Raw genomic sequence first — 21913 nt, forward strand, 5'->3', positions numbered from 1 at the left:
GTCGACTTCGGTAATGGGGTCGATATAGAACCCCTGTGGGAGCGAGCCTGCTCGCGATTGCTTTCGTCCATTCAACCCCTTTTTCCCCTCTTGCACCCACCCCGGGCACCCCCGCCCACGGCGCCCTTTCGCAGTGCGCGCTACCGAGGTTTTTCTTCATTCGCGGCGACATATTTCCTCATTTTCCTGGGGCCGTCCTTGGGCCAACATCAACCTCGCCAGTCAGCCGAACGCTGACCACCCCAAGGTCCAATCAGAGACCGCACGCAACACCTGTTCGAGGCCGCTGGCCGTACTGCCCCGCAAGACAAAACTAAATCAACAGCTGTGGGAGTGCTCCATGATCAAGTCCTTGCTAACCCGTCTTTCTCGTCCACTGGCGATCACCGCCATCGCTGCCGGGGTCGCCACCAGCGCCCAGGCCGGCACCCTGTCCATCGGCCACACCACCTGGGTCGGCTACGGCACCCTCTACCTCGCCCAGGACATGGGCTACTTCAAGGAGAACGGCCTGACCGTCGAACTGCCGGTGGTAGAAGAAGCCTCGATGTACATGGCCGCTCAGGCCTCGGGTCAGTTGTCCGGCTCGGCCTCGACCATCGATGAAGTGCTCAAGTATCGCCCGCAGTTCTGTTTCAAAGCGGTCGCCGCCTTGGATGACAGCCATGGTGGCGACGGTGTGTTGGTGGGCAAGGACGTCAAGAGTCTGCAAGAACTCAAAGGCAAGGCCGTGGCAGTGAACGAAGGCTCGACCTCGCAGTTCTGGCTCTCGTACCTGCTGAAAAAGAACGGCATGAAAATGAGCGACATCACCGTGCAGAACATGACCGCCGACGATGCCGCCACCGCGTTCATCGCCGGTCGTGTACCGGCCGCCGTGACCTGGGAACCCCACCTGTCGATGGTCCGTGACAAGAAGCAAGGCAAAGTGCTGATCGACAGCAGCACCACCCCCGGCGTGATCGTCGACGTGGTGGCGCTCAACTGCAGCGTCATCGAGAAACAACCGGAAGACGTCAAAGCCCTGGTCGCCGGTTTGTACAAAGCGGTGAAGTACACCCAGGACCATCCGGACGAGGCTTACGCAATCATGGCCAAAGGCGTCGGCGGTTACCTCGCCGATCCGAAGGAACTGGCCGCTGCCGCCAAAGGCGTGCGCTTCTACGATCAGGCCATGAGCGAAAAACTCCTCGGCTCGCCGGGCAAGCCGGGTGACAGCGCGGCGCTGATCAAACTGGCCAACGAAACCGCCAGCGAACTGCAAGGCAAACCCTACAACGTCAGCCATGACGAACTGGTCGACAACCGTTTTGTCAGCCCGCTCTAGGAGGTTGCCATGTTCAAGCGAAATTCATGGTTGAGCCGCTGCATCACACCCAAGACCGGCTTGCCGGTCAAGGTGATCTGGAGCGCCAGCGGCCTGGCCTGGGTGCTGCTGGTCGGCCTTTGGGCCGGGCTGTCTTACGGTGGCGTGGTGCCGGGCATGTTCCTGCCGACACCCGGCGCGGTGCTCGATGCCGCGCTGCGCCTGGCGCGCGACGGCACACTCGGGGTCCACGTTTGGGCGAGCCTGGAAGTGGTGATGGTCGGCTTCATCGTCTCGTCGCTGGTGGCGGTGCCGTTGGGGCTGCTGATGGGCAGCTTCCGCATCGTTCAGGCGTTCCTCGAACCGATGGTCAACTTCATCCGCTACCTGCCGGTGACGTCCTTTGTGCCGCTGTTCATCCTGTGGATCGGCATCGGTCTGGAGCAACGGGTGTCGGTGATCATCTTCGGGGTGTTCTTCCAGCAACTGGTGATGATCGCTGATGTCTCCAAAGGCATCTCCAAGGACCTGATCAACGCCTCCTACACCCTCGGCTCGAACCGCCGCGACGCGGTGCTGCACGTGATCGCCCCGGCGTCGTTGCCGGGTGTGCTCGACACCTTGCGCGTCACCATGGGCTGGGCCTGGACGTACCTGGTGGTCGCCGAACTGGTGGCGGCTTCCAGTGGCCTCGGCTACCTGAGCCTCAAAGCCATGCGCGGCTTTCAGGTGGATGTGATCTTTCTGGCGATCGCGATCATCGGCCTGCTGGGCCTGATCACCGATCAACTGTTCCGCTTCCTTCGACTGAGGATCGCCGCATGGGCTCAGTAACCGCTGCCACTCACCGTTTCGACACCCCCAAAGCTGCGCCGGTGCACGCCGCGCCACGGCTGCAAGTGGACAAGGTCAGCCTGCGTTACCAGAAGCCCGACGGCGGGATCTTCACCGCGCTGGAAAAGGTCTCGTTCGAAGTGCCCGACCAGCAGTTCGCCGTGTTGGTCGGGCCGTCGGGTTGCGGCAAATCCAGCCTGCTGTACCTGACGGCGGGCCTGGCCGAACCCACGGAAGGGGAGATCTACGTCGGCGGCCAGCAAGTCCAGGGCCCCGGCGCGGATCGCGGCATGGTCTTCCAGAGCTACACGCTGTTCCCCTGGCTGACCGTGCGGCAAAACGTCGAGTTCGGCCTCAAACGCCGTGGCATGCCCGCCGCTCAGCGCAAGGAAATCGTCGACTACTACGTCAACGAAGTCGGCCTGACCGGCTTCGCCGACAACTACGCCAAGCAACTCTCCGGCGGCATGATGCAGCGCGTGGCCATCGCCCGCGCCCTGGCCAACGACCCGCAAATCCTGCTGATGGACGAACCCTTCGGCGCCCTCGACAGCCAGACCCGCCTGCAAATGCAGCAACTGCTGCTACGGGTCTGGGGCAACAGCAAGAAGACCGTGCTGTTCGTCACCCACGACATCGACGAAGCGATTTTGCTCGGCGACCGGGTCTACGTCATGGGCGCGAGACCCGGGCGGATCAAACAGATTCTCGACGTGCCGATCGAGCGCCCACGGACCCTGGACATGGTCATGGAGCGCTCGTTTATCGAGATGAAGCGCGAGATCTTCGGGTTGCTGCATGACGAGTTGGAGGAGGCGCATTAATCGGCTGCCCGCCGTGGCGAAGGGGGGATTCGGGGCAACACATGCCCCGTAGCAGCTGCCGAGCCCGCGAGGCTGCGTTCGAGGCGGGCCGCGTTCGGACACAGTCCTCGCAAATCCTAAGCACAGAGATTAACGGGGGCTCAGGCGTCCGTTGCCTCCGGCAGTTGCTGCGGTTCCTGAACCGAAAAGTTCAGGGTGACCGTGAAGTGGTTCTTTTCGGGTTCGACCACGATGTGCCAGCCCAGTTTTGCGCAGAGCTGGCGCATCAGTTCGAGCCCGAGGCCGTAGCCGAAATCGGCCGATTCTTCGCTCTGGTTGGTGTCGCGTACGCGATTGACGATGCGCAGTTGCAGCTGTTCAAAGGTGATTTCGACGCTGCCCTCGTCGGCGTATTGCAAGGCATTGCGCAGGAAGTTACCGACGACAATGCGGCACGCGGTCAGGGGCAACCGGCAAGGCTCGTCGATGATGTGCAGGATCAATTCGATGTCGCGTTTGCCGATCAGGTAGCGGTGCTCTTCTATCAGCTCATTGAGCAGCTGGCGCATGTCCAGCGCTTCTTCCGGCAGCGCTTCCGGGCTCTCGCGGCTCATCCATAACAAGGTTTCGGCAATCCGCTGCATGTTCAGCACCGAGCGCTCGATCCGCTGCAAGGGCGGGGGCAGTTCGCCACCGGACTGCACGGCGAGCAGTTCGACATTGGCCTTGAGCACCGCCAGCGGTGTGCGAAGTTCATGGCTGGTGTAGCGCAGCAGACGCTCTTCACGCAGGCTGGCGGCCTTGACCTGTTGCACGCTGTGGGCCAGTGAATCGGCCAGCACGTTGAACTCGCGGAAGATGAAATGCGGCCGGCCATCGGCGGGCGCACTGGCACTTTCGAGGGTGGTCGACCATTGCGTCAGCCGACCCAGCGGCCGCACCACCCACCACACCAGCAGGGCGATGATGATCAGCGCGGGAATGAACACCGCCAGACCGATCAGGCTGACCATCGACAACTCGTGTTCCAGGTAGGCATCGGACAACGGCGTCTCGACCTCGCCGCCTTCTTCATGGTCGTGATTGGTGTCGTACATATACAGCGTTTTACCGTCGTACAACGGGTGGATCAGGATGGCCGTGCCGTCATCATCGTCGTCGGAGTCCATATCGCCGAAGAACTGCACGGCGCCGAACACCATGCTCGGCGTGGTGTCGAGCAGGTCGCGGATTTTTTTTGGCAGCGCCTCTTTGCCGATTGCGCTGTTGACGAAGTAGTTATCGGGCGGCGGTGTCGTCGGGTCCTGCTTGTAGTGTCGGGCAAAGTATTGCGCTTCCTCTTCCATCATCGCGCTGGCGGTAAACAGGAAACCGCGCATGGTGTACACCGGCAGCAGCTGGTTGTAGATGATCAGCACCACAGCAATGACCAACAGCAAGCTGCCGCTGATCACCCACTTCAGGCTCAGTCCTTTGCGCATGACGACCCCAGCTGAACGCCAATGCCCGGCAAGGTGAGGATCAGTGCGGTTTCAAAGTCTTTGTCGACGGCCTTGCGCAGACGGTGCATGTGCACCTTGAGCGTGTTGCTGTCCGGCAATTCGTCGCCCCAGATCGCCGCTTCCAGACGTTCGCGGTTGACCGGCGCGGGGCTGGCGCGCATCAGGCATTCGAGCAACGTCCAGCCGGTCGGTGACAGGTGCAGTTCCTGACCGTTGCGACTGACCTTGCGGGTTGAAAGGTCCATGATCAGGTCTGCGACTTGCAACCGGCTGGCCTGGCCACTGCGGCGCAGGCTCAGGGCGCGAATGCGCGCAACCAGTTCCGGCAGTTCGAAGGGTTTGACCAGATAGTCGTCGGCCCCGACCGAGAAGCTGGCGAGCTTGTCGGCCAAGGCATCCAAGGAAGTGAGCATCAGGATCGGCGTCTGATTGCCGTGCTCGCGCAGCTTTTTGCACACCTGCTGGCCGTCCAGGCGCGGCAGCATGATGTCCAGCAAGATCACGTCATAGTGCTGAGCAAGCGCCAGGTTCAAGCCCATTTGCCCATCACTGGCGTGGTCGCAGACGATCCCGGTAATTTCCAGGTACTCAATGACTGTGTTCGCCAGGTCAATGTTGTCTTCGACCAACAGCAGATGAATATGCACGGACAGACCCACGGTTATTCACTAGTGGGGCAGAGGATAGCGGAGTTGCCTTTCTTCACGACAATGTTCACCTGACGTTAACCCGCTGGTCCTTATCGTGACGGCGTGTTTCAACAACAGGACCTCGACATGCAACCCGCTCGCTCGGAAAAGGAAAGCGACCATTACACCGCACAGTTTGTTCTTTGCTTGCTGCTGGTGCTGTGCATCGCCCTTGGCATGGGCATTTACATCTCCAAACTGAATGCCTGGATCGACAAGAAAAAAGCCTACTCGGCCACCCACTCGTTTGAGTGCGGCGATGGACAGGGCGCGTTCATCATCGACTCGAGCGGCAAGCGCAATAATTGCTATTTTGTTGAAGAGGCTGAGAACGCTGAAGCTAAATAGCGCAAAGCGCCGGTGGCATCAGCGTGCGAAATTCAACCGCAAGAAACGTAGTTCTTGCGTTTGAACACACAATTACTCTGAATACGTCCTCTGACACAGATGAACGATCGCCTTCAACGTCCAACCACGTCTGAAGCCCCCGTCGGATCAAGGAGTCAACCCATGTCGTACGTATTCAAACTGATGAAATCCCCCGTCGGCACCCTCACGCTGGTCGCCAAGGGCAGCAAACTCTGCGCCATCCTCTGGGAAAACGACAAACCCGACCGGGTTCGTCTCGGCCCGTTGCAAGAAGATATCCACAGCCCGGTGTTGCTCGAAGCTGAACGCCAACTCAGCGAGTACTTTACGGGCGAGCGTGATTGCTTTGAGCTGGAACTTGATTTTGCCGGCACTGACTTTCAGCAGAAGGTTTGGCACGCGCTGCTGACTATTCCATTTGGTGAGACGCGGAGTTACAGCCAGATTGCGGTGCAGATTGGTAATCCGAAAGCGGTTCGTGCTGTTGGCGCCGCGAACGGTAAAAATCCGATTTCGATTGTTGCACCTTGCCACCGGGTGATTGGGGCTTCGGGGAGTTTGACCGGGTTTGCGGGTGGGTTGGGGGTGAAGCAGTTTTTGTTGGGGTTGGAGGGGAAGGAGACGTTGCAATTGGGGTTTTGATGGGGAAGACCGGCCGCTTACGACCCAGAGCTGTCCGTGGTGGCTGTCGAAGAGTGCAAACTCTGCGACAGATTTATACGACAGGTGGGAGGCCCTACCAGGCGTATCAAGAGATGTCGCGTAAGTCAGGGTTTATGCGGGGCGATTAAGCTAAAGGGTACGCATCTGCGTGCCCCAGTAAACGACTTTTGAAATTTAAAATTGCAGGCGATATATTGCGTTTCTGGAGCTTTTGCAGCCGCCATTAACATGACCACTGAAATTGTCATTATAAAACTCACACAACATGCTTGTTCCTTTATCGCCAAACAGTGAAGCAGTACCGGGGCTGCCGCCGGGCGTTACATATGAGTTTGAACTTCCGGAAAACGAAGATAAACCCGCCGAGCCATAAACCGAACCGTACACATTGCCAAAGCCGATAGCGCCGCCGCGAACTAAAGAATACTCACCGTTCAATAATTCTCCGTCAGGCATAATAATTTTAATATCGCCGTGGCCTGAGCCATAAGACTTAAAGTCTGCCGTAAGGACACCTGTAGCAGTAGCAATATCATTTGCGGGATACAAGCGAGCACTACGTGTGCAACCGGATAATGCAATGCAGACTAAAGTCACAACAAAAGCAAAGTTTCTCATTGTTATCTCCTTGTAAGTCTACCTATAAACTATAGCTAGGGAACCACTGATTTATTCGGTTTTCGTCCCGGCAACGCTTTGGAAGCCTTTATTAATCAGGGGGCAACAACTGACTTTTTGAATAAATCAGCGTCTCCCTAGGCGCTAGATGGTGTGATAAGTGTTTTATTTGCCTGGTAGATAACATTCCTTATCCTCTTTAAAAGGGGGACGGATTTATTTGTCGTTGACTGGGTCTGTCCTCCTTGGGCTCGCATCTTTGCCAAAAAATAAATCTGTCTCCATTTTTTACAATTTCAAAATCATCGATTTTTTGAAATCACATCACTCATGTATTGATTTAAATCGCGCAGATCTTTAATTCTCCATGAGTACGGCGATAGCTTTACACCATTCTCTCGCAAAGTTTTTGGAATCAAGTCTCCATTTGGACGAAGTATTATCGATGATACAATCACGCCCGGATAATCATTTAATCGTTTTTTGAAAGCGGATGTTGTTAGATCAGGTGTAGGAGGATTGCTTTTATTAGCCAATGGTCCTGTTGCTTTGAGATCTATTCCGTGGCACATGGTGCATCGCTGTAAATAGAGGTTTTTTCCATTAATATTATCCGCGAAGGATAGTGATGTTTGAATTAGCGATAAAATTCCTAGCGAAGCGATGAGTAATATTTTCATTTTTCATGTGGCCTTGTTGTATAAATCAGATCTGAATCGAGGGCAAACCCCGGAGGTGCGACTGCAACACTCAATTCTCTCGATAATATTTAAACCGCGTAAGAAAGGGGGCAGATTTATTTGTTGCTAAGGTGGCCTGGCGAATAAATAAATCTGTCCCCTTTTTTCATTCAGGTTAAGTGGAGAGCTATAGTCCATCTAAAAGTTAGCGAAACGAAAAATTTCAACCATTGGTTACGGCTGTGTTGTCATGCTCGCCATACTTAACTATGTCTATGAGTTTTGAATGTTTGCTTATTGATAAACTGCTATTTATTATAACTATGTTGAAACTATCTTCTCCTCCTCTTGTTGAGGGGTATTTTATTGCATCAAAGCCTGCAGAGTTTGCGCAGTCGCCAACAAATCTAGAGAACACATACTTTGGTCTGTGCCAGCCGGTATTGTCTTGTTTTGCGCTCATAAGCGCGGAGTATACTAACGTGCTCAGGAGGTCACTATAGTCTTGGTGTGAATCATAGGTGTCAGTCAAATCTAGGATTTTAATTTTCTCTAAAAGGTTGAGTTCTGCAATTGTGCAAGGCACTCCTCTCATTTCGTGATAACAGGTCTTCGGGTCGCTGGCTAAATATAGGACGGGCATGCCTGCATGATTGTAACGTCCTTCGGAGACGACCGAGTTTGGCGGAAAATCAAACTCACTTATCTCCTCGCTTTTTAAAGAACTAGATTCTCGCGCTCTAAATAGGCTGGCGCTTAATAATTTCTTCTCTGTTTCTTTGGATATATTAAGGATCGCATCGTAAACTTCCCTTGCAAAATAATTTTCAAGTAAAAGAAATGGCGTCTTCTTGGCGATTTCGGATATCTCATTAATCTTGCTTTCAAAGTTTTCAATGGCGTTGAATGGCAGGGAATAAGGCCAGATGTTGTATTTTAATTCATTTCCGCATCTTGGACATGATATCAGACATATATATTTATCGAATTGCTCTTTTGTATAGTAGGCTCTTAGTCTTGAACCTGAGTAAAAGCATTCTAGATCAATGGAGCTACATTGAAAGGCAGCTTTGTCTGCTGCATACGCGTGTGGCCAACACGCTAGATAATCGTCATAGCATTCATCACAACAAGCTATATCGCTTGAAAACCAGCTTTCGAGATCCCGGTAGAATAGTTCTTCAAACCAATATGGGTCTTCCTTCTGAAGAAGCTCTTTTTCTGCGATACTTAGCATTAGTGTTCTCTGTCCCTAGAAGGGTAACTAAAAATAAACGTCAGTTAGTGAAAAAGTGACGGATTTATTTACCATTAACGGGCCCCCGTCATTAGGCTAGCCCTTGGCCAAAAATAAATCCGTCCCCATTTTTCTCCAAAGAATCTTGAGGGATTAGGTTTCTATAGCTAGGGTTGCCTTGTAATTATTCAGAGTCTGTGTGAGTTCTGAAACACTAATAAAGGTATTATGCCCTTCAGGGTTACTTGCTGCCCCTTTCGCAGCTACCCCTACAATATGTTGGCTGGAGTTTATTACAGGGCCCCCACTATTGCCCGAATACAGAGTCTTATCAACTTCCGAGTGAAGTACTTTTGCTACTCCAAGTGGATATTTGTTTGTTATTTTTACGCTCAAACTACCAACGTCGACAGATCCGCTCTTGTAGTTCGGAAAGCCCAGGACTGCTATTCGCTCACCGATATTAGGTTCTCGTACACGTTCCAAGGAAAAAAACTCAAAACCACGCGCTTCGTGTTCAATTTTGAGAATTGCCAAATCTCTTGCAGAGTCACGATGGACGACTTTTGCCTTGAACTTAACGTCTCTGCTGTCTACACGGAAAACTTCGCAATCGTCAAGGATAGTACCTTCGCTTTCTAGCACGTGCGCGCAAGTAATTAGTAAATCACCCTCGACCATGAACGCGGAGCCTTGAAATATATATAACTCTTCATTAATTGTTGCGTCGGCCTCTACTACCCAGCATTTTTTAATAACGGATTTGTTGATTTTGAAGGCGTGCACATCACCAGCAGAGTCAAGGGGGGGTAAAGGGACTTTATAAGCGGTGGGTAACATGTTGAATCTTAATGCTAGGCGTCGATATACCTTTGATTGCACGCCCACGACTTGATTGATAAATAAAAGCCTGCCTTGAATATGAGCCTCGAAGCTATTAGTAGCATCAGGACGCTTTTGTGCGTTAATGGCTCCAGCTTGTTCTGATCCAAAAAATTCTAAAGAATGTATTAGTGCGCTGGTTTTTCTTATGTATCTTCTGTCCACGTTTGGTTTAGAGTTTACAGTAAGGCCTGTTACTATTTGTCTTTCGTTTACGCCTTGTAGCCGAACTTTCGATTCGTTTATTGTAAATCCATGTCTTGTAATTATTTGAGATAGTATATTGCCCGCCCGGCTCCCGTAGTGGTTCATTCTGTCAGGGGGGCCAGATATGCATACAATACTGTCCGGCAGATAAGTAATGGGACAGCGAAATGAAAAAGTAATGTCGTCGGCATAGCGCGTATACGCAGCACTATGTCTCATGCCAAGAGTGAAGAGTTCTCTATCTAAGCTGGCACAAATCATGTTGGATATTACAGGGGAGCTGGGAGCGCCTTGGGGCAAGAATCCGGATACGGTGACAAGGTGAGCAATAACAGTTGCAGTCTCTGGAGTTAAAGAATAAGGCTTCGCTGCCAATAGCCCACGAACCCTAGCAAAAGTTATCGATGGAAAAAAATCTTGTAAATCTATATTGAAAACAAATTTTTTACGGACGTGAGGTATCGAGTTTTCAACAATTGACCCTCCCTCAACAAAAGCCTTCACCACTTTTTTTGGCTTGTAGAGCATGGATAGTTGCAAAGCGATCCGAGATTGGAGTGTCTTTAGCTGATCCCCAGGCGAGTATATTTCTCGAGTGCCACCACTTTTTTTGGGGATGGTAAATACAGAGTAATGCCGAAGCATTCTTCCGCGGTAGTAGAAGTATTTTAGCTTTTTGTAAGATGTCCCTAGAATGCCGGCCAACTCTTCCGGTGTTGTTGTAGGGTTAAGGATAGTGCCGGAAAGTAAAAAGCCTCCGCTCATATTTCACCTTATTCACTTCGAGTCGCAGCGTAAATTTCGTCCACGCGAGCTGTTGCTTCTAGCATTTTTGAGTGAGGTCGCATTTGAACAACCCAATTTAATACCTGAGCGGAGGCACTCGAAGCGTACATTCGAATGTGGCAGATTGCAATCACCCCCCAGCCGCTATCAACACCCAAATCTTATCTGGGGAAATTTACTTGTTACTGCCTCCCAAAGTACCCGGCTCAGTCCTAGGAGAAGGCTACAAAAATCTCGATTCCGGGAGAATCTTCCGACAGCTTTTCAAGGTTGCCGGGTGGGAAGGTATGTGGATAACCTCCGGGTGTCGCTGCCAATTCAGCGGCCGGGTTTAGCGACCCGAACAGGTATAGGTGCTACAGCACCCCAAAACTTTGTTGCAGGTGTTTTTTTATGCCCGCAATATCGCGTCTTGGCGGCTGTGCGTGGGAGACCTTCGGGTCTGCCGGGCTCCTATACCCCCGGTTCGCTAACCTGCGTACGGTCGCCACCTTTACTTGTTTAGCGACGAGTCGCGGTGGTTCCAACTCAGGTATAGGAGCTTCACCATGCACAAGGTCACTCCAAATCCACCAGAAACCCCAAGCGTTTCACCTTACGCATCCACCGACTCCAAAAAACTCCACGACGCTGCCGAGCGGGCGCTGGATCATTACCTCAAGCCGCCGTTTGTTCAGGCGCCGCTGTCCGATAAGCGTCCCTCCAATATTTTTACGGTGATTCCTGATCTGGATAACGAAACGCTGTTGGCGCATGCCTCGGAAACGCTGGCGTCGTTGAATGTACTGGCCAGTGATTTGGCGTTTGAGCTGGAAGGCACGCGTCGGCATGTGGCGTTGGCGATTCAGCAGATGGTTTCGTTGGGGGAGTTGTTGGTGAATCGGGCGCTGGATAGTTTTGATCAGCCGGAGGCGCCGTAGCACCGCGTTGTGGCGAGGGGGCTTGTCCTGCTGCCAGTTAGTTAAGCCGTTACGCGATTCGTAGCAGCTGGCGAAGCCTGCGTTCGGCCGCGCAGGCTCGGCAGCTGCTACGGGGAGTGTGCCGAGCTTGAAATCCTCTCGTTTGATGTCGGTGCAGCTTCTACGGGTTGCGCGGGGTTATAGGGAGAGGGATTCAGCGGGTGTTTGCGTTAGTAGGCAGGGGCAGATTGACCCTTGATTCAGTTGTAGGGGCGGGTTGTCCGTTTTGTAACAGGACAGCCATCGGCTGGGCGGGTGGGCTGTGCCAGAATACGCCATCCATTTTTCAGGAACGCCCATGGACGCTGCCAAACCCGCTCTGATTCGCGAAACCTTTCCCGTTGGGCCGTTGCAGTGCAACTGCACGATCATCGGTGATCCGATCACCAAGAAGGCTATCGTTGTCGATCCGGGTGGTAATCATGAGTTGATTCTGGCGCGGCTGGAGGCGTTGGGGTTGAAGGTGGTGAGCATCATTCATACCCACGCGCACCTGGATCACTTCCTGGCGTCTGGCCAGTTGAAGGAGAAAACCGGCGCGACGTTGCACCTGCATAAAGAGGATCAGTTCCTTTGGGACAATCTGGAGATGCAGTGCCAGATGTTCGGGGTGCCGTACACGCCGGTGCCGTCGCCGGATCGTTGGTTGGCCGATGATGAGGAGCTGGCCTGCGGCTGTGGCGTGGCGTTGCACACGCCGGGGCATACGCCGGGTTCCATGAGCTTTTGGTTTGCTGAGGCTAAGCTGCTGATTGCCGGTGACACGCTGTTTCGTCGCGGGGTAGGGCGTACGGACTTGTGGGGCGGTGATCAGGCGACCATCGTGCGTTCGATCAAGCAGCGTCTGTACACCCTTGATGAAGAGGCGACGGTAATAACCGGACACGGTTCCGATACCTGTCTGGGCGATGAAATGCGTGAAAATCCTTTTGTTCGAGCCTGATTTTCCGGGCGGTGATACGGCCTGATGGAATTTTTGCCATAGGTCGTGTTCCAACGCCCGCACGGGTTTATTGCCAACGTCCGTTGCACCACAGAATGTAAAAGTAGGAGCTCTCCATGTTCACCTCGAGTCGTTTGATTATTGTCGCTACTGCCGTGGCCATGCTGGCTGGCTGTGCGAACCAGAACCCGTATGACAATCAGGGTCAGGCCGACAGCGGCTCCACGGGTATGAGCAAAACCGCCAAATACGGCGGCCTGGGTGCCTTGGCTGGTGCGGTGGCGGGTGCTGCCATCGACCATAACAACCGTGGCAAGGGCGCGCTGATTGGTGCTGCTATCGGTGGTGCTTCCGCTGCCGGTTACGGTTACTACGCCGACCAGCAGGAAAAGAAACTGCGCGCCAGCATGGCCAATACCGGGGTTGAAGTGCAGCGTCAGGGCGATCAGATCAAGCTGATCATGCCGGGCAACATCACGTTCGGCACCGATTCGGCGAATATCGCCCCAAGCTTCTACCAGCCGCTGAACAACCTGGCCGGTTCGTTTAAAGAGTTCAGCCAGAACCAGATTGAAATCGTCGGCTACACTGACAGCACCGGCAGCCGCCAGCACAACATGGACCTGTCCCAGCGTCGTGCTCAAAGCGTGGCAACCTACCTGACTTCGCAAGGCGTCAGCGGTACCAACCTGTCGGCACGTGGTGCTGGTCCGGATAACCCGATTGCCAGCAACGGTGATGTCAATGGTCGGGCGCAGAACCGTCGTGTAGAGGTCAACCTCAAGGCGATTCCAGGTCAGCAGTATGGCCAGCCTGCCCAGCAGCAAGGTCAGCAACAAGGTCAGCAGTACCAGTAAAAAACCTGACTGAACCCCAGGTGTAAAAAGCCCGCCCGATTCTCAGCAGATCGGGTGGGCTTTTTTTTGTTGCCTGTTAGGGCCTCATCGCGAGCAGGCTCGCTCTCACAGGGGATCTCCATTAGTCGCAGAAGGTGTGGCTACTGAAATTCAAATGTGGGAGCGAGCCTGCTCGCGATGAGGCCCTGACAGGCGATCAAACCCTCAGATACAAAAAAGCCCCCGGACATCACGTGTCCGAGGGCTTTTTATGTCGAGTGAAACCTGATTACTTCTTCAAGCCGTAATGCTCGTCGAGCATGCCAGGGGCGTTTGGCATCTTCGGCGCGTAATCGCGTGGCGGCTCCTGATTGCGTGGCGGCGTCAGGCGTTCCCGTGGGGCTTGCACGGCGACATCAGCGTGCAGGGCGGCCAGCAGGCGTTGGCGAGTCTGCTCGTCCAGGGCCAGGCGGTTGGCACCCTCGGCGAGGTGGTCTTGCACTTCCTGGTAGCTCTGAGTGAGCTTCTTGACCAGCGTTGCGGTGCTGTTGAAGTGAGTAACCACTTCATTCTGATAGCTGTCAAAACGTTCCTGAATGTCATCCAGCTGACGTTGCGTGCTGCTAGGCGCGGCATTCGGCAGAAGGCGGGCAACCAGGAATCCAATCGCGACACCGGCAACCAGGGCAAGAGTCGGCAACAACCAAACTAAGAGCGAGTGTTCCACGAGTCCTTCCTCTATAAACGGCTTTGCTTTACGTTAACGGCTCGGACCTGCGCTGTATACCGCGACGAGATCGCAATCATGCCAGGCACAGACTTTTAGCTAGACGAGTCGACCCTTCGAGAGGTCACGGAGTTCCTTCCTTGCTGATGCGTGAAACCCCTGTAGTGATTGATGGCCCGGTGGGCCAACTGGAAGCCTTGTACCTGGACTCCCCCGAGCCACGTGGCCTGGCGCTGATCTGCCACCCCAACCCGGTGCAAGGCGGCACCATGCTCAATAAAGTCGTTTCGACCTTGCAGCGCACCGCCCGCGACGCTGGGTTGATCACATTACGTTTTAATTACCGTGGCGTCGGCGCCAGCGCTGGCACTCACGACATGGGCACCGGCGAAGTCGACGACGCCCAAGCCGTGGCCGAATGGTTACGCGCCAGGCACCCCGAATTGCCCATGACCCTGTTCGGTTTCTCCTTCGGTGGTTTCGTCGCGGCCAGCCTCGGCGGACGCCTGGAAGCCAAGGGTGAACAGCTCAAGCACTTGTTCATGGTCGCGCCGGCGGTGATGCGTCTGGGCGATCAGGATCAGTTGCCGCAGCACGGCGAACTGACGCTGATTCAGCCAGAAACCGACGAAGTCATCGATCCGCAACTGGTTTACGATTGGTCTGACGCCCTCGATCGCCCCCATGAGCTGCTGAAAGTGGCAGAATGCGGACACTTTTTTCACGGCAAGCTGACCGATCTCAAGGATCTGATCCTGCCGCGCCTTTCGAATTGATTGCAGTCTGATAAGCGATTACCCATGACTACTCGTACGCGCATCCTCACCGGCATCACCACCACCGGCACCCCGCACCTGGGCAACTACGCCGGCGCGATCCGTCCGGCGATCCTCGCCAGCCGCGACAGCAATGCCGATTCGTTCTACTTCCTGGCCGACTACCACGCCTTGATCAAGTGCGATGACCCGCTGCGCATCCAGCGCTCGCGTCTGGAAATCGCCGCGACCTGGCTGGCCGGTGGTCTGGATGTGGATCGGGTAACGTTTTATCGCCAATCCGACATCCCGGAAATCCCTGAGCTGACCTGGCTGCTGACCTGCGTCGCCGCCAAGGGCCTGTTGAACCGTGCGCACGCCTACAAGGCGTCGGTGGACAAGAATGTTGAAACCGGTGAAGACCCGGACGCCGGCATCACCATGGGCTTGTACAGCTACCCGGTGCTGATGGCGGCGGACATTCTGATGTTCAATGCGCACAAGGTTCCGGTCGGTCGCGATCAGATCCAGCATGTGGAAATGGCCCGCGACATCGGTCAGCGTTTCAACCACCTGTTTGGCCAGGGCAAAGAATTCTTCACCATGCCGGAGGCGCTGATCGAAGAAAGCGTCGCCACGCTGCCGGGCCTCGATGGCCGGAAGATGTCGAAAAGCTACGACAACACCATTCCGTTGTTCTCCAGCGCCAAGGAAATGAAGGACGCGATTTCGCGGATCGTCACCGACTCCCGTGCGCCGGGCGAAGCCAAGGATCCGGACAACTCGCACCTGTTCACGCTGTTCCAGGCTTTCGCCACCCCGGCGCAGTCCGATGAGTTCCGCAGCGAACTGTTGCAGGGCCTGGGTTGGGGCGAGGCGAAGAATCGTCTGTTCCAACTGCTCGACAGTGAGTTGGGCGAGTCCCGCGAGCGTTACTACCAACTGATCGAGCGCCCGGCAGACCTCGAAGACATGCTGCAGCACGGTGCCAAGAAGGCCCGCGCCGTGGCCACGCCGTTCCTCAACGAGCTGCGTGAGGCGGTCGGCCTGCGCTCGTTCGTCAATCAGACGCAAGTGGCTGCGACCACCAAGAAGAAGGCTGCGAAAGCCGCGCGTTTCGTCAGTTTCCGTGAAGACGACGGCAGCTTCCGCTTCCGTCTGCTGGCGGCCGATGGCGAGCAACTGCTGCTGTCGCGCAACTTTGCTGACGGCAAAACCGCCGGCCAGGTGACCAAGCAACTGCAATCCGGCCAGGCGCTGGACGTTCGCAGTGAGGACCTGAGCTTCAGCGTGTGGCTCGAAGGCGAATGCGTCGGCGACAGCCCGGCCTTCGCTGACAGCGCGGCGCGGGATGTTGCCATAGACGCCCTGCGGGTTGCGCTGACGCCTGTTCAGGAATAATCCACGGCTCGGCCCGACCAAGGGCTGATTGCCATTCTCAAGGGCCGTCGCTACAGTGTCGGCCCGTTTTTGTTGCCTTGCTAACGAATTATGACGCCCCTAGAACGATACCAAGCTGATCTCAAACGCCCGGAGTTCTTCCATGACGCCGCGCAGGAAACCGCCGTGCGTCATTTGCAGCGCCTGTACGACGATCTGGTCGCGGCCTCGCAAAATAAACCGGGCCTGCTCGGCAAGCTGTTTGGCAAGAAAGACCAGGCGCCGGTCAAGGGCCTGTACTTCTGGGGCGGCGTAGGTCGCGGCAAGACTTACCTGGTCGACACCTTCTTTGAAGCGCTGCCGTTCAAGGAAAAGGTCCGCACTCACTTCCACCGCTTCATGAAGCGTGTGCACGAAGAGATGAAGACCCTCGGCGGCGAGAAAAACCCGCTGACCATCATCGCCAGGCGTTTTTCCGACGAAGCGCGGGTGATCTGTTTCGATGAGTTCTTCGTGTCCGACATCACTGACGCGATGATCCTCGGCACCTTGATGGAAGAGCTGTTCAAGAACGGCGTGACCCTGGTCGCGACCTCGAACATCGTGCCGGACGGTCTGTACAAGGACGGTCTGCAACGTGCGCGGTTCCTGCCAGCCATCGCGCTGATCAAGCAGAACACCGACATCGTCAACGTCGACAGCGGCGTCGATTACCGTCTGCGTCACCTTGAGCAAGCGGAGCTGTTCCACTTCCCGCTCGACGAAGCGTCCCACGAGAGCCTGCGCAAAAGCTTCCGCGCACTCACGCCGGAATGCACGCAAGCGCTGGAAAACGATGTGCTGATCATCGAGAACCGTGAGATCCGTGCCGTGCGTACGTGCGACGACGTGGCTTGGTTCGACTTCCGCGAACTGTGCGACGGCCCGCGTAGCCAGAACGACTACATCGAACTCGGCAAGATCTTCCACGCTGTGTTGCTCAGCGGTGTGGAGCAGATGAGCGTCACCACCGACGACATTGCCCGACGGTTTATCAACATGGTCGACGAGTTCTACGACCGTAACGTCAAGCTGATCATTTCCGCCGAAGTCGAGTTGAAAGACCTCTACACCGGTGGTCGCCTGAACTTCGAGTTCCAGCGCACCCTCAGCCGTCTGCTGGAAATGCAGTCCCACGAGTTCCTGTCGCGGGCGCACAAGCCTTAACGAGCTACATGAGGTGATCTGCCCCTGCAGCTGCCGAGCCTGCGAGACTGCGTTCGGCCGCGTAGCGGTCGTTGAATCAGGCAGCGCGTTCTTCCAGGCAAATCGCGTACACAGGATTTGCGAGGACTTCGTCCTCGAACGCAGCCTCGCAGGCTCGGCAGCTGCTACGGAAGCAGTCCTGCATTTTGCTGTCCATGGGGCAGCCGCGGTCTCATTGAATATCCGGGATCTGGAATTCCAGCAGGTCTCCGTCGTTCGGTATCTGCAGGCGCGACTCGACGCCTGCCTGTCGGGCGGCACTGGCCAGTGACTGGCGTGTCACCGGGCAATGGCTGAGCGCTTCAAGGTGATTGGCGACCACCGTGCCGGATGACTGCCGAGTGAATGCAAGCACCTCATCAATCCCCATGATGATGTCCCCACCCAAATCGAAGCGTGCGCCACCCGCCGGCACGACCGAAACGTCAGGGCGGTGCAGGGCAACGAACGCCTGCACGGCCGGTGTGAGTATCGTATCGCCACTCAGGTAGAGGCTGGGTTCACCGGGCATTTCAATCAAATAGCCCACACCATGTTCCATCATCTTGCCTACCAGACCCCGACCATGGGTGCAGCGAGTCGTGCGGATCTGACCGCCGAGGAAGGCGCTCGGTTGCTCGTGATCGGCCGGTAAAGGCTGAACGTTCAAGTCATGCTCGGCCAAGTGAGCGGCGTCGTGTGGTGTGCAGATGACGGGAATCCGCGTGTCGCGCAGCCACTTCTTTGCTGCACGATCCAGGTGGTCGAAGTGTCCTTTCTGGCAATGGGTGATCAGGCAATGGGTCACGGAATCCAGTGCGGTCGCTGCCGAGTCGGGTAACTCGACCAGAGGGTTGCGGTCTCGTGCGCTGAATATCCGCAAGGGTGGAAGTGCGTGTTTTCGCGCCAGCATCGGGTCGATCAAAATTCGATGGGGGCCGAGTTCCACAATAATCGTCGCGTTACGGAGCTGATGGATCTTCATGGCGATACCTCTGGGAAGAGGCGCCATTGTCTCCAGCCGGGTTACGCCACAGAATGGCAGGCTCAGACATAATTAATTCGATTTCAGCCATGCCCCCACGCCTTCGAATCGGTTTACTTCTTTTCCCTCGCTGCATGCCGGCGGGGTTGTTCGCTTTTGCCGATTTGTTGCACGCGGCCAATCGTCGAGCCTCGAGTACGCTCTTTGAAACGCGCTTCGTTGCAGTGCAGGCCGGTACGGTTGAATGTGCTCGAGGCTTGTCGTTACAGGTGGACAGCACACTGGCGGAGGCTGATTTTGACGCGCTGTTGATTCCCGGTTTCTGGGCCGAGTCAGCCCGGCAGGTCGAGGATACGCTGGCCGCCAATGCCTCCTTGGTAGCGGCTTTGTCGGCGCGTTCGAAAAAACAGCAGATGTGGAGTTATTGCAGTGGGGTTTGTCTGTTGGCCGCGAGCGGGAAGCTGGATGGCCAGCCGGCGACGGTGACATGGTGGTTGGCAGAGGTAATGGCGCAGCGCCATAAGGCCGTGAAGTGGCAAAGCGAGCGTCACTGCATCATTAACCCGCTGACGGCGACCGCGTCCGGCGTAAACGGTTACTTGCCCATCGCGCAGGCCTTGATTGAGCGGTATGTCAGTCCGGAGGTGTTTCGCGACCTTACCCGGTTGATGGTGCTTGCGCGTCCGGCCCAGGCGCATAGCGCTTTTCAGGCCATGAGTCTGATCGAGCAGTCCAGCACGCTGCTGCGCCAGTTGCATGCGCTGGTTGAGCAATTGCCCGCTGAGCAGCTAACCGTGCAGCGACTGGCCGAGCAGCTCGGCATGTCCGAGCGCACCCTGTCGCGCAAAGTGAGCAGTGAAACCGGTATTGCCGTTGCAACCTATGCGCGCTGTATCAAATTGAATCAGGTCAGCGAGCGCCTGATCCTCACGTCCACAGCGGTCAATGCGATCAGCGCTGAGCTGGGCTTCAGCAGCGACTCTAACCTGCGTCGCATGTTCAAGGAGCTGACAGCGTTGACGCCGTTGGAGTACAGGCAGCAATTTGGGCGGTAATGAGGAATAGGGCCTGCATGCAGACCCTATTCTGTGCGCCGAAGAACCAATGTGGGAGCGAGCCTGCTCGCGATAGCGGTCTGTCAGTCAACGGCAATGTTGAATGTCAGGTCGCCATCGCGAGCAGGCTCGCTCCCACAGTTGATTTGTGTTTAATCGTCAGATTAAGCGGCTTGCTGAAACTGCTGCCGATACTGGTTCGGTGACAATTCCGTGTGCTGGCGGAACAGCCGGGCGAAGAAGCTCGCGTCGTCGTAGCCGACTTCGTAGCTGATAGTCTTGATGCTTTTGCGGCTGCCGGACAGCAGGCCCTTGGCGGTTTCGATACGCAGGCGTTGCAGGTAGTGCAGCGGCTTGTCGCCGGTAGCGGTCTGGAAGCGGCGCATGAAGTTGCGAATGCTCATGCCGTGCTCGCGGGCGACGTCTTCGAAGCGGAACTTGTCGGCAAAGTGTTCTTCGAGCCAATGCTGGATCTGCAGGATGATTACGTCCTGGTGCAGCTTCTGCCCGCCGAAACCAATGCGGCCGGGCGAATAGCTGCGCTGCACTTCATACAGAATGTCGCGGGCCACGGCCTGAGACACGTTGGCCCCGCAGAAGCGTTCGATCAAATAGATGTAGAGGTCGCAGGCCGATGTAGTGCCGCCGGCGCAGTACAGGTTGTCGGCGTCGGTCAGGTGCTTGTCCTGATTGAGCTGGACGTTGGGGTAGCGTTCTTCGAAAGCGTTGAAGAAGCGCCAGTAGGTGGTCGCTTCCTTGCCATCGAGCAGCCCGGCTTCAGCGAGCCAGAACACCCCGGTGGCTTCGCCACAGAGCACCGCGCCGCGCGCGTGTTGCTCGCGCAGCCACGGCAACACCTGTGGATAACGTTTGCAGAGGGTGTCGAAATCGTCCCAGAACGCCGGAAGGATGATGATGTCGGCGTTTTCCAGGCCGCCGTCCACCGGCATGAGCACGTTACTGAAGCTGTTGACCGGTTTGCCGTCGGGGCTGACCAGGCGGGTTTCGAATGCCGGGGTCAGGCCATGGCCCAGTTGTTTGCCGTAACGCAGACTGGCCAGATGGAAGAAATCCTTGGCTTGCATGAGGGTGGAAGCAAAAACCTGGTCGATCGCCAGGATGCTGACGCGCCGCAAGGGCGTGGAGAGTTGGATAGACATATTCAATTTATTCTTATAGGGGAAAGTGGTCACCAAGCGGCTGGATCGTCTTATTTTTTGGCGGATGTGTCCAGTGTCCTGTATCGGAGCGGGGGCTTAGGCTCTGGGATTCATTTTCGGTCAACAATAACCACAGGTGTCCCGATGATCCCCAGAACCTTGTTCAGTTCCGAGCACGAACTCTTTCGCGACAGCGTACGAACCTTCCTCGAAAGAGAGGCCGTGCCGTTCCATGGGCAATGGGAAAAACAGGGCTACATCGACCGCAAACTGTGGAGCAAGGCAGGGGAGGCGGGGATGCTCTGCTCCCATCTGCCGGAAGAGTACGGCGGGTTCGATGCGGATTTTCTCTATAGCGCGGTGGTGATCGAAGAGGTCGGTCGGCTAGGGTTGACCGGTATCGGCTTTTCTCTGCATTCGGACATTGTGGCGCCGTACATCCTGCATTACGGCAGCGAAGCGCTGAAGCACAAGTACCTGCCGAAACTGGTCTCGGGCGAAATGGTCACCGCGATTGCCATGACCGAGCCGGGCGCCGGCTCCGACCTGCAAGGGGTAAAAACCACTGCGGTGCTGGATGGCGATGAATACGTGATCAACGGCTCGAAAACCTTTATCACCAACGGCTTTCTCGCGGACCTGGTGATCGTCGTGGCCAAGACCGATCCCAAGGCCGGGGCCAAGGGCACCAGTCTGTTTCTGGTGGAGGCGAACACCCCGGGCTTCGAAAAGGGCAAGCGCCTGGAGAAGGTCGGGATGAAAGCGCAGGACACCTCGGAGCTGTTCTTCCAGGACGTCCGTGTGCCCAAGGAAAACCTTTTGGGTCAGGCCGGGATGGGGTTTGCCTATCTGATGCAGGAATTGCCGCAAGAGCGCCTGACGGTCGCCATCGGCGGTTTGGCCTCGGCCGAGGCGGCGTTGCAGTGGACCCTGGATTACACCCGCGAGCGCAAAGCGTTCGGCAAGGCGATTGCGGACTTTCAGAACACTCGCTTCAAACTGGCGGAGATGGCCACGGAGATTCAGATTGGCCGGGTCTTCGTCGACCGCTGCCTGGAGCTGCACCTGCAAGGCAAGCTCGACGTGCCGACGGCGGCGATGGCCAAATACTGGGGCACCGATCTGCAATGCAGGGTGCTCGACGAGTGCGTGCAGCTACATGGCGGTTACGGTTTCATGTGGGAATACCCGATCGCCCGAGCCTGGGCGGATGCGCGGGTGCAGCGGATTTATGCCGGGACCAATGAAATCATGAAAGAGATCATTGCGCGCTCGCTTTGACCGTGAGTTGACCGGGAGGCCGCCATCGCGAG

General features: G+C 56.0%; 22 protein-coding genes. 13 read left to right on the forward strand and 9 right to left on the reverse strand.

Going from position 1 to position 21913, the window contains the following annotated elements:
• Positions 1-340 precede the first annotated feature (340 nt).
• The 3 genes from NTD87_RS20030 to NTD87_RS20040 are packed head-to-tail and all read left to right on the forward strand — an operon-like array spanning position 341 to position 2964.
• Positions 341-1327: an ABC transporter substrate-binding protein gene (locus NTD87_RS20030; RefSeq protein WP_262115925.1), complete on the forward strand. Its 987-nt coding sequence runs from the start codon at positions 341-343 to the stop codon at positions 1325-1327.
• Between the two features lie 9 nt (positions 1328-1336).
• Positions 1337-2140 carry an ABC transporter permease gene (locus NTD87_RS20035; protein WP_262115926.1) on the forward strand — a complete coding sequence of 268 codons (804 nt, stop codon included), beginning with the start codon at positions 1337-1339 and terminating at the stop codon, positions 2138-2140.
• Positions 2128-2964, forward strand: a complete 837-nt coding sequence (locus NTD87_RS20040; RefSeq protein WP_262115927.1) for an ABC transporter ATP-binding protein — start codon at positions 2128-2130, stop codon at positions 2962-2964. The genes NTD87_RS20035 and NTD87_RS20040 overlap by 13 nt, the downstream gene beginning before the upstream one ends.
• A 140-nt stretch (positions 2965-3104) precedes the next feature.
• Here NTD87_RS20040 and NTD87_RS20045 read toward each other — a convergent pair whose 3' ends face one another.
• Both NTD87_RS20045 and NTD87_RS20050 read right to left on the reverse strand, forming a co-directional pair.
• A complete protein-coding gene (locus NTD87_RS20045; RefSeq protein ID WP_262115928.1) occupies positions 3105-4424 on the reverse strand; it encodes a sensor histidine kinase in 1320 nt (439 codons plus the stop codon).
• Positions 4409-5092 (reverse strand): response regulator transcription factor, encoded by a 684-nt coding sequence (locus NTD87_RS20050; RefSeq protein ID WP_262115929.1) that lies wholly within the window; start codon positions 5090-5092, stop codon positions 4409-4411. The genes NTD87_RS20045 and NTD87_RS20050 overlap by 16 nt, the downstream gene beginning before the upstream one ends.
• A 129-nt stretch (positions 5093-5221) precedes the next feature.
• Between NTD87_RS20050 and NTD87_RS20055 the strand changes: the two genes are divergently transcribed.
• Together NTD87_RS20055 and NTD87_RS20060 are read left to right on the forward strand one after the other, a co-directional pair.
• Entirely contained in the window at positions 5222-5482 is a 261-nt protein-coding gene (locus tag NTD87_RS20055) for a hypothetical protein (RefSeq protein ID WP_262115930.1), read from the forward strand.
• 162 nt (positions 5483-5644) lie between these two features.
• Positions 5645-6145 carry a methylated-DNA--[protein]-cysteine S-methyltransferase gene (locus tag NTD87_RS20060; RefSeq protein WP_262115931.1) on the forward strand — a complete coding sequence of 167 codons (501 nt, stop codon included), beginning with the start codon at positions 5645-5647 and terminating at the stop codon, positions 6143-6145.
• Positions 6146-6340: 195 nt separating this feature from the next.
• On the opposite strand, the gene NTD87_RS20065 is transcribed toward NTD87_RS20060, so the two are convergent.
• The 4 genes from NTD87_RS20065 to NTD87_RS20080 form a co-directional block, all read right to left on the reverse strand.
• Positions 6341-6784 carry a hypothetical protein gene (locus NTD87_RS20065; protein ID WP_262115932.1) on the reverse strand — a complete coding sequence of 148 codons (444 nt, stop codon included), beginning with the start codon at positions 6782-6784 and terminating at the stop codon, positions 6341-6343.
• Positions 6785-7086: 302 nt separating this feature from the next.
• Positions 7087-7464: a cytochrome c gene (locus NTD87_RS20070; RefSeq protein ID WP_262115933.1), complete on the reverse strand. Its 378-nt coding sequence runs from the start codon at positions 7462-7464 to the stop codon at positions 7087-7089.
• A gap of 223 nt (positions 7465-7687) precedes the next feature.
• Positions 7688-8701 (reverse strand): RES family NAD+ phosphorylase, encoded by a 1014-nt coding sequence (locus NTD87_RS20075; RefSeq protein ID WP_262115934.1) that lies wholly within the window; start codon positions 8699-8701, stop codon positions 7688-7690.
• Positions 8702-8854: 153 nt separating this feature from the next.
• Positions 8855-10555: a trypsin-like peptidase domain-containing protein gene (locus tag NTD87_RS20080; RefSeq protein ID WP_262115935.1), complete on the reverse strand. Its 1701-nt coding sequence runs from the start codon at positions 10553-10555 to the stop codon at positions 8855-8857.
• 569 nt (positions 10556-11124) lie between these two features.
• Between NTD87_RS20080 and NTD87_RS20085 the strand changes: the two genes are divergently transcribed.
• The 3 genes from NTD87_RS20085 to NTD87_RS20095 all read left to right on the forward strand — a co-directional run bounded on the left by NTD87_RS20085 (position 11125) and on the right by NTD87_RS20095 (position 13335).
• Positions 11125-11496 (forward strand): DUF6124 family protein, encoded by a 372-nt coding sequence (locus tag NTD87_RS20085; protein WP_262115936.1) that lies wholly within the window; start codon positions 11125-11127, stop codon positions 11494-11496.
• Between the two features lie 337 nt (positions 11497-11833).
• Positions 11834-12478 (forward strand): MBL fold metallo-hydrolase, encoded by a 645-nt coding sequence (locus NTD87_RS20090; protein WP_262115937.1) that lies wholly within the window; start codon positions 11834-11836, stop codon positions 12476-12478.
• Positions 12479-12594: 116 nt separating this feature from the next.
• On the forward strand, positions 12595-13335 hold the full coding sequence (locus tag NTD87_RS20095; protein WP_262115938.1) for an OmpA family protein: 741 nt from the start codon (positions 12595-12597) through the stop codon (positions 13333-13335).
• Positions 13336-13603: 268 nt separating this feature from the next.
• On the opposite strand, the gene NTD87_RS20100 is transcribed toward NTD87_RS20095, so the two are convergent.
• Positions 13604-14041 carry a YhcB family protein gene (locus NTD87_RS20100; protein ID WP_262115939.1) on the reverse strand — a complete coding sequence of 146 codons (438 nt, stop codon included), beginning with the start codon at positions 14039-14041 and terminating at the stop codon, positions 13604-13606.
• Between the two features lie 146 nt (positions 14042-14187).
• Between NTD87_RS20100 and NTD87_RS20105 the strand changes: the two genes are divergently transcribed.
• The 3 genes from NTD87_RS20105 to zapE all read left to right on the forward strand — a co-directional run bounded on the left by NTD87_RS20105 (position 14188) and on the right by zapE (position 17382).
• A complete protein-coding gene (locus NTD87_RS20105) occupies positions 14188-14817 on the forward strand; it encodes an alpha/beta hydrolase (protein WP_262115940.1) in 630 nt (209 codons plus the stop codon).
• 24 nt (positions 14818-14841) lie between these two features.
• The gene (locus tag NTD87_RS20110; protein WP_262115941.1) at positions 14842-16197 is read left to right on the forward strand and encodes a tryptophan--tRNA ligase; all 1356 of its coding nucleotides are present in this window, start codon (positions 14842-14844) and stop codon (positions 16195-16197) included.
• Positions 16198-16287: 90 nt separating this feature from the next.
• Positions 16288-17382 carry a cell division protein ZapE gene (gene zapE / locus NTD87_RS20115; protein ID WP_262115942.1) on the forward strand — a complete coding sequence of 365 codons (1095 nt, stop codon included), beginning with the start codon at positions 16288-16290 and terminating at the stop codon, positions 17380-17382.
• A 211-nt stretch (positions 17383-17593) separates the two neighbouring features.
• On the opposite strand, the gene NTD87_RS20120 is transcribed toward zapE, so the two are convergent.
• Positions 17594-18385, reverse strand: coding sequence for an MBL fold metallo-hydrolase (locus NTD87_RS20120; RefSeq protein ID WP_262115943.1), 792 nt, complete (start codon positions 18383-18385; stop codon positions 17594-17596).
• 89 nt (positions 18386-18474) lie between these two features.
• On the opposite strand from NTD87_RS20120, the gene NTD87_RS20125 reads away from it, so the two are divergent.
• The gene (locus tag NTD87_RS20125; protein ID WP_262115944.1) at positions 18475-19440 is read left to right on the forward strand and encodes a GlxA family transcriptional regulator; all 966 of its coding nucleotides are present in this window, start codon (positions 18475-18477) and stop codon (positions 19438-19440) included.
• Positions 19441-19604: 164 nt separating this feature from the next.
• On the opposite strand, the gene NTD87_RS20130 is transcribed toward NTD87_RS20125, so the two are convergent.
• On the reverse strand, positions 19605-20501 hold the full coding sequence (locus NTD87_RS20130) for a GlxA family transcriptional regulator (RefSeq protein ID WP_262116048.1): 897 nt from the start codon (positions 20499-20501) through the stop codon (positions 19605-19607).
• 243 nt (positions 20502-20744) lie between these two features.
• Here NTD87_RS20130 and NTD87_RS20135 point away from each other — a divergent pair, with 243 nt between their 5' ends.
• A complete protein-coding gene (locus tag NTD87_RS20135; protein ID WP_410017500.1) occupies positions 20745-21881 on the forward strand; it encodes an acyl-CoA dehydrogenase family protein in 1137 nt (378 codons plus the stop codon).
• Positions 21882-21913: the final 32 nt, after the last annotated feature.

Source organism: Pseudomonas sp. 6D_7.1_Bac1 (assembly GCF_025465945.1).
Lineage (GTDB): Bacteria > Pseudomonadota > Gammaproteobacteria > Pseudomonadales > Pseudomonadaceae > Aquipseudomonas.

What these genes read in the sequence shown, in the direction of transcription:
- NTD87_RS20030 (WP_262115925.1), top strand. Translation starts at nt 341, where the DNA reads ATGATCAAGTCCTTGCTAACCCGTCTTTCTCGTCCACTGGCGATCACC.
- NTD87_RS20035 (WP_262115926.1), top strand. Translation starts at nt 1,337, where the DNA reads ATGTTCAAGCGAAATTCATGGTTGAGCCGCTGCATCACACCCAAGACC.
- NTD87_RS20040 (WP_262115927.1), top strand. Translation starts at nt 2,128, where the DNA reads ATGGGCTCAGTAACCGCTGCCACTCACCGTTTCGACACCCCCAAAGCT.
- NTD87_RS20045 (WP_262115928.1), bottom strand. Translation starts at nt 4,424, where the DNA reads ATGCGCAAAGGACTGAGCCTGAAGTGGGTGATCAGCGGCAGCTTGCTG.
- NTD87_RS20055 (WP_262115930.1), top strand. Translation starts at nt 5,222, where the DNA reads ATGCAACCCGCTCGCTCGGAAAAGGAAAGCGACCATTACACCGCACAG.
- NTD87_RS20060 (WP_262115931.1), top strand. Translation starts at nt 5,645, where the DNA reads ATGTCGTACGTATTCAAACTGATGAAATCCCCCGTCGGCACCCTCACG.
- NTD87_RS20065 (WP_262115932.1), bottom strand. Translation starts at nt 6,784, where the DNA reads ATGAGAAACTTTGCTTTTGTTGTGACTTTAGTCTGCATTGCATTATCC.
- NTD87_RS20070 (WP_262115933.1), bottom strand. Translation starts at nt 7,464, where the DNA reads ATGAAAATATTACTCATCGCTTCGCTAGGAATTTTATCGCTAATTCAA.
- NTD87_RS20075 (WP_262115934.1), bottom strand. Translation starts at nt 8,701, where the DNA reads ATGCTAAGTATCGCAGAAAAAGAGCTTCTTCAGAAGGAAGACCCATAT.
- NTD87_RS20080 (WP_262115935.1), bottom strand. Translation starts at nt 10,555, where the DNA reads ATGAGCGGAGGCTTTTTACTTTCCGGCACTATCCTTAACCCTACAACA.
- NTD87_RS20085 (WP_262115936.1), top strand. Translation starts at nt 11,125, where the DNA reads ATGCACAAGGTCACTCCAAATCCACCAGAAACCCCAAGCGTTTCACCT.
- NTD87_RS20090 (WP_262115937.1), top strand. Translation starts at nt 11,834, where the DNA reads ATGGACGCTGCCAAACCCGCTCTGATTCGCGAAACCTTTCCCGTTGGG.
- NTD87_RS20095 (WP_262115938.1), top strand. Translation starts at nt 12,595, where the DNA reads ATGTTCACCTCGAGTCGTTTGATTATTGTCGCTACTGCCGTGGCCATG.
- NTD87_RS20105 (WP_262115940.1), top strand. Translation starts at nt 14,188, where the DNA reads ATGCGTGAAACCCCTGTAGTGATTGATGGCCCGGTGGGCCAACTGGAA.
- NTD87_RS20110 (WP_262115941.1), top strand. Translation starts at nt 14,842, where the DNA reads ATGACTACTCGTACGCGCATCCTCACCGGCATCACCACCACCGGCACC.
- zapE (WP_262115942.1), top strand. Translation starts at nt 16,288, where the DNA reads ATGACGCCCCTAGAACGATACCAAGCTGATCTCAAACGCCCGGAGTTC.
- NTD87_RS20120 (WP_262115943.1), bottom strand. Translation starts at nt 18,385, where the DNA reads ATGAAGATCCATCAGCTCCGTAACGCGACGATTATTGTGGAACTCGGC.
- NTD87_RS20125 (WP_262115944.1), top strand. Translation starts at nt 18,475, where the DNA reads ATGCCCCCACGCCTTCGAATCGGTTTACTTCTTTTCCCTCGCTGCATG.
- NTD87_RS20135 (WP_410017500.1), top strand. Translation starts at nt 20,745, where the DNA reads ATGATCCCCAGAACCTTGTTCAGTTCCGAGCACGAACTCTTTCGCGAC.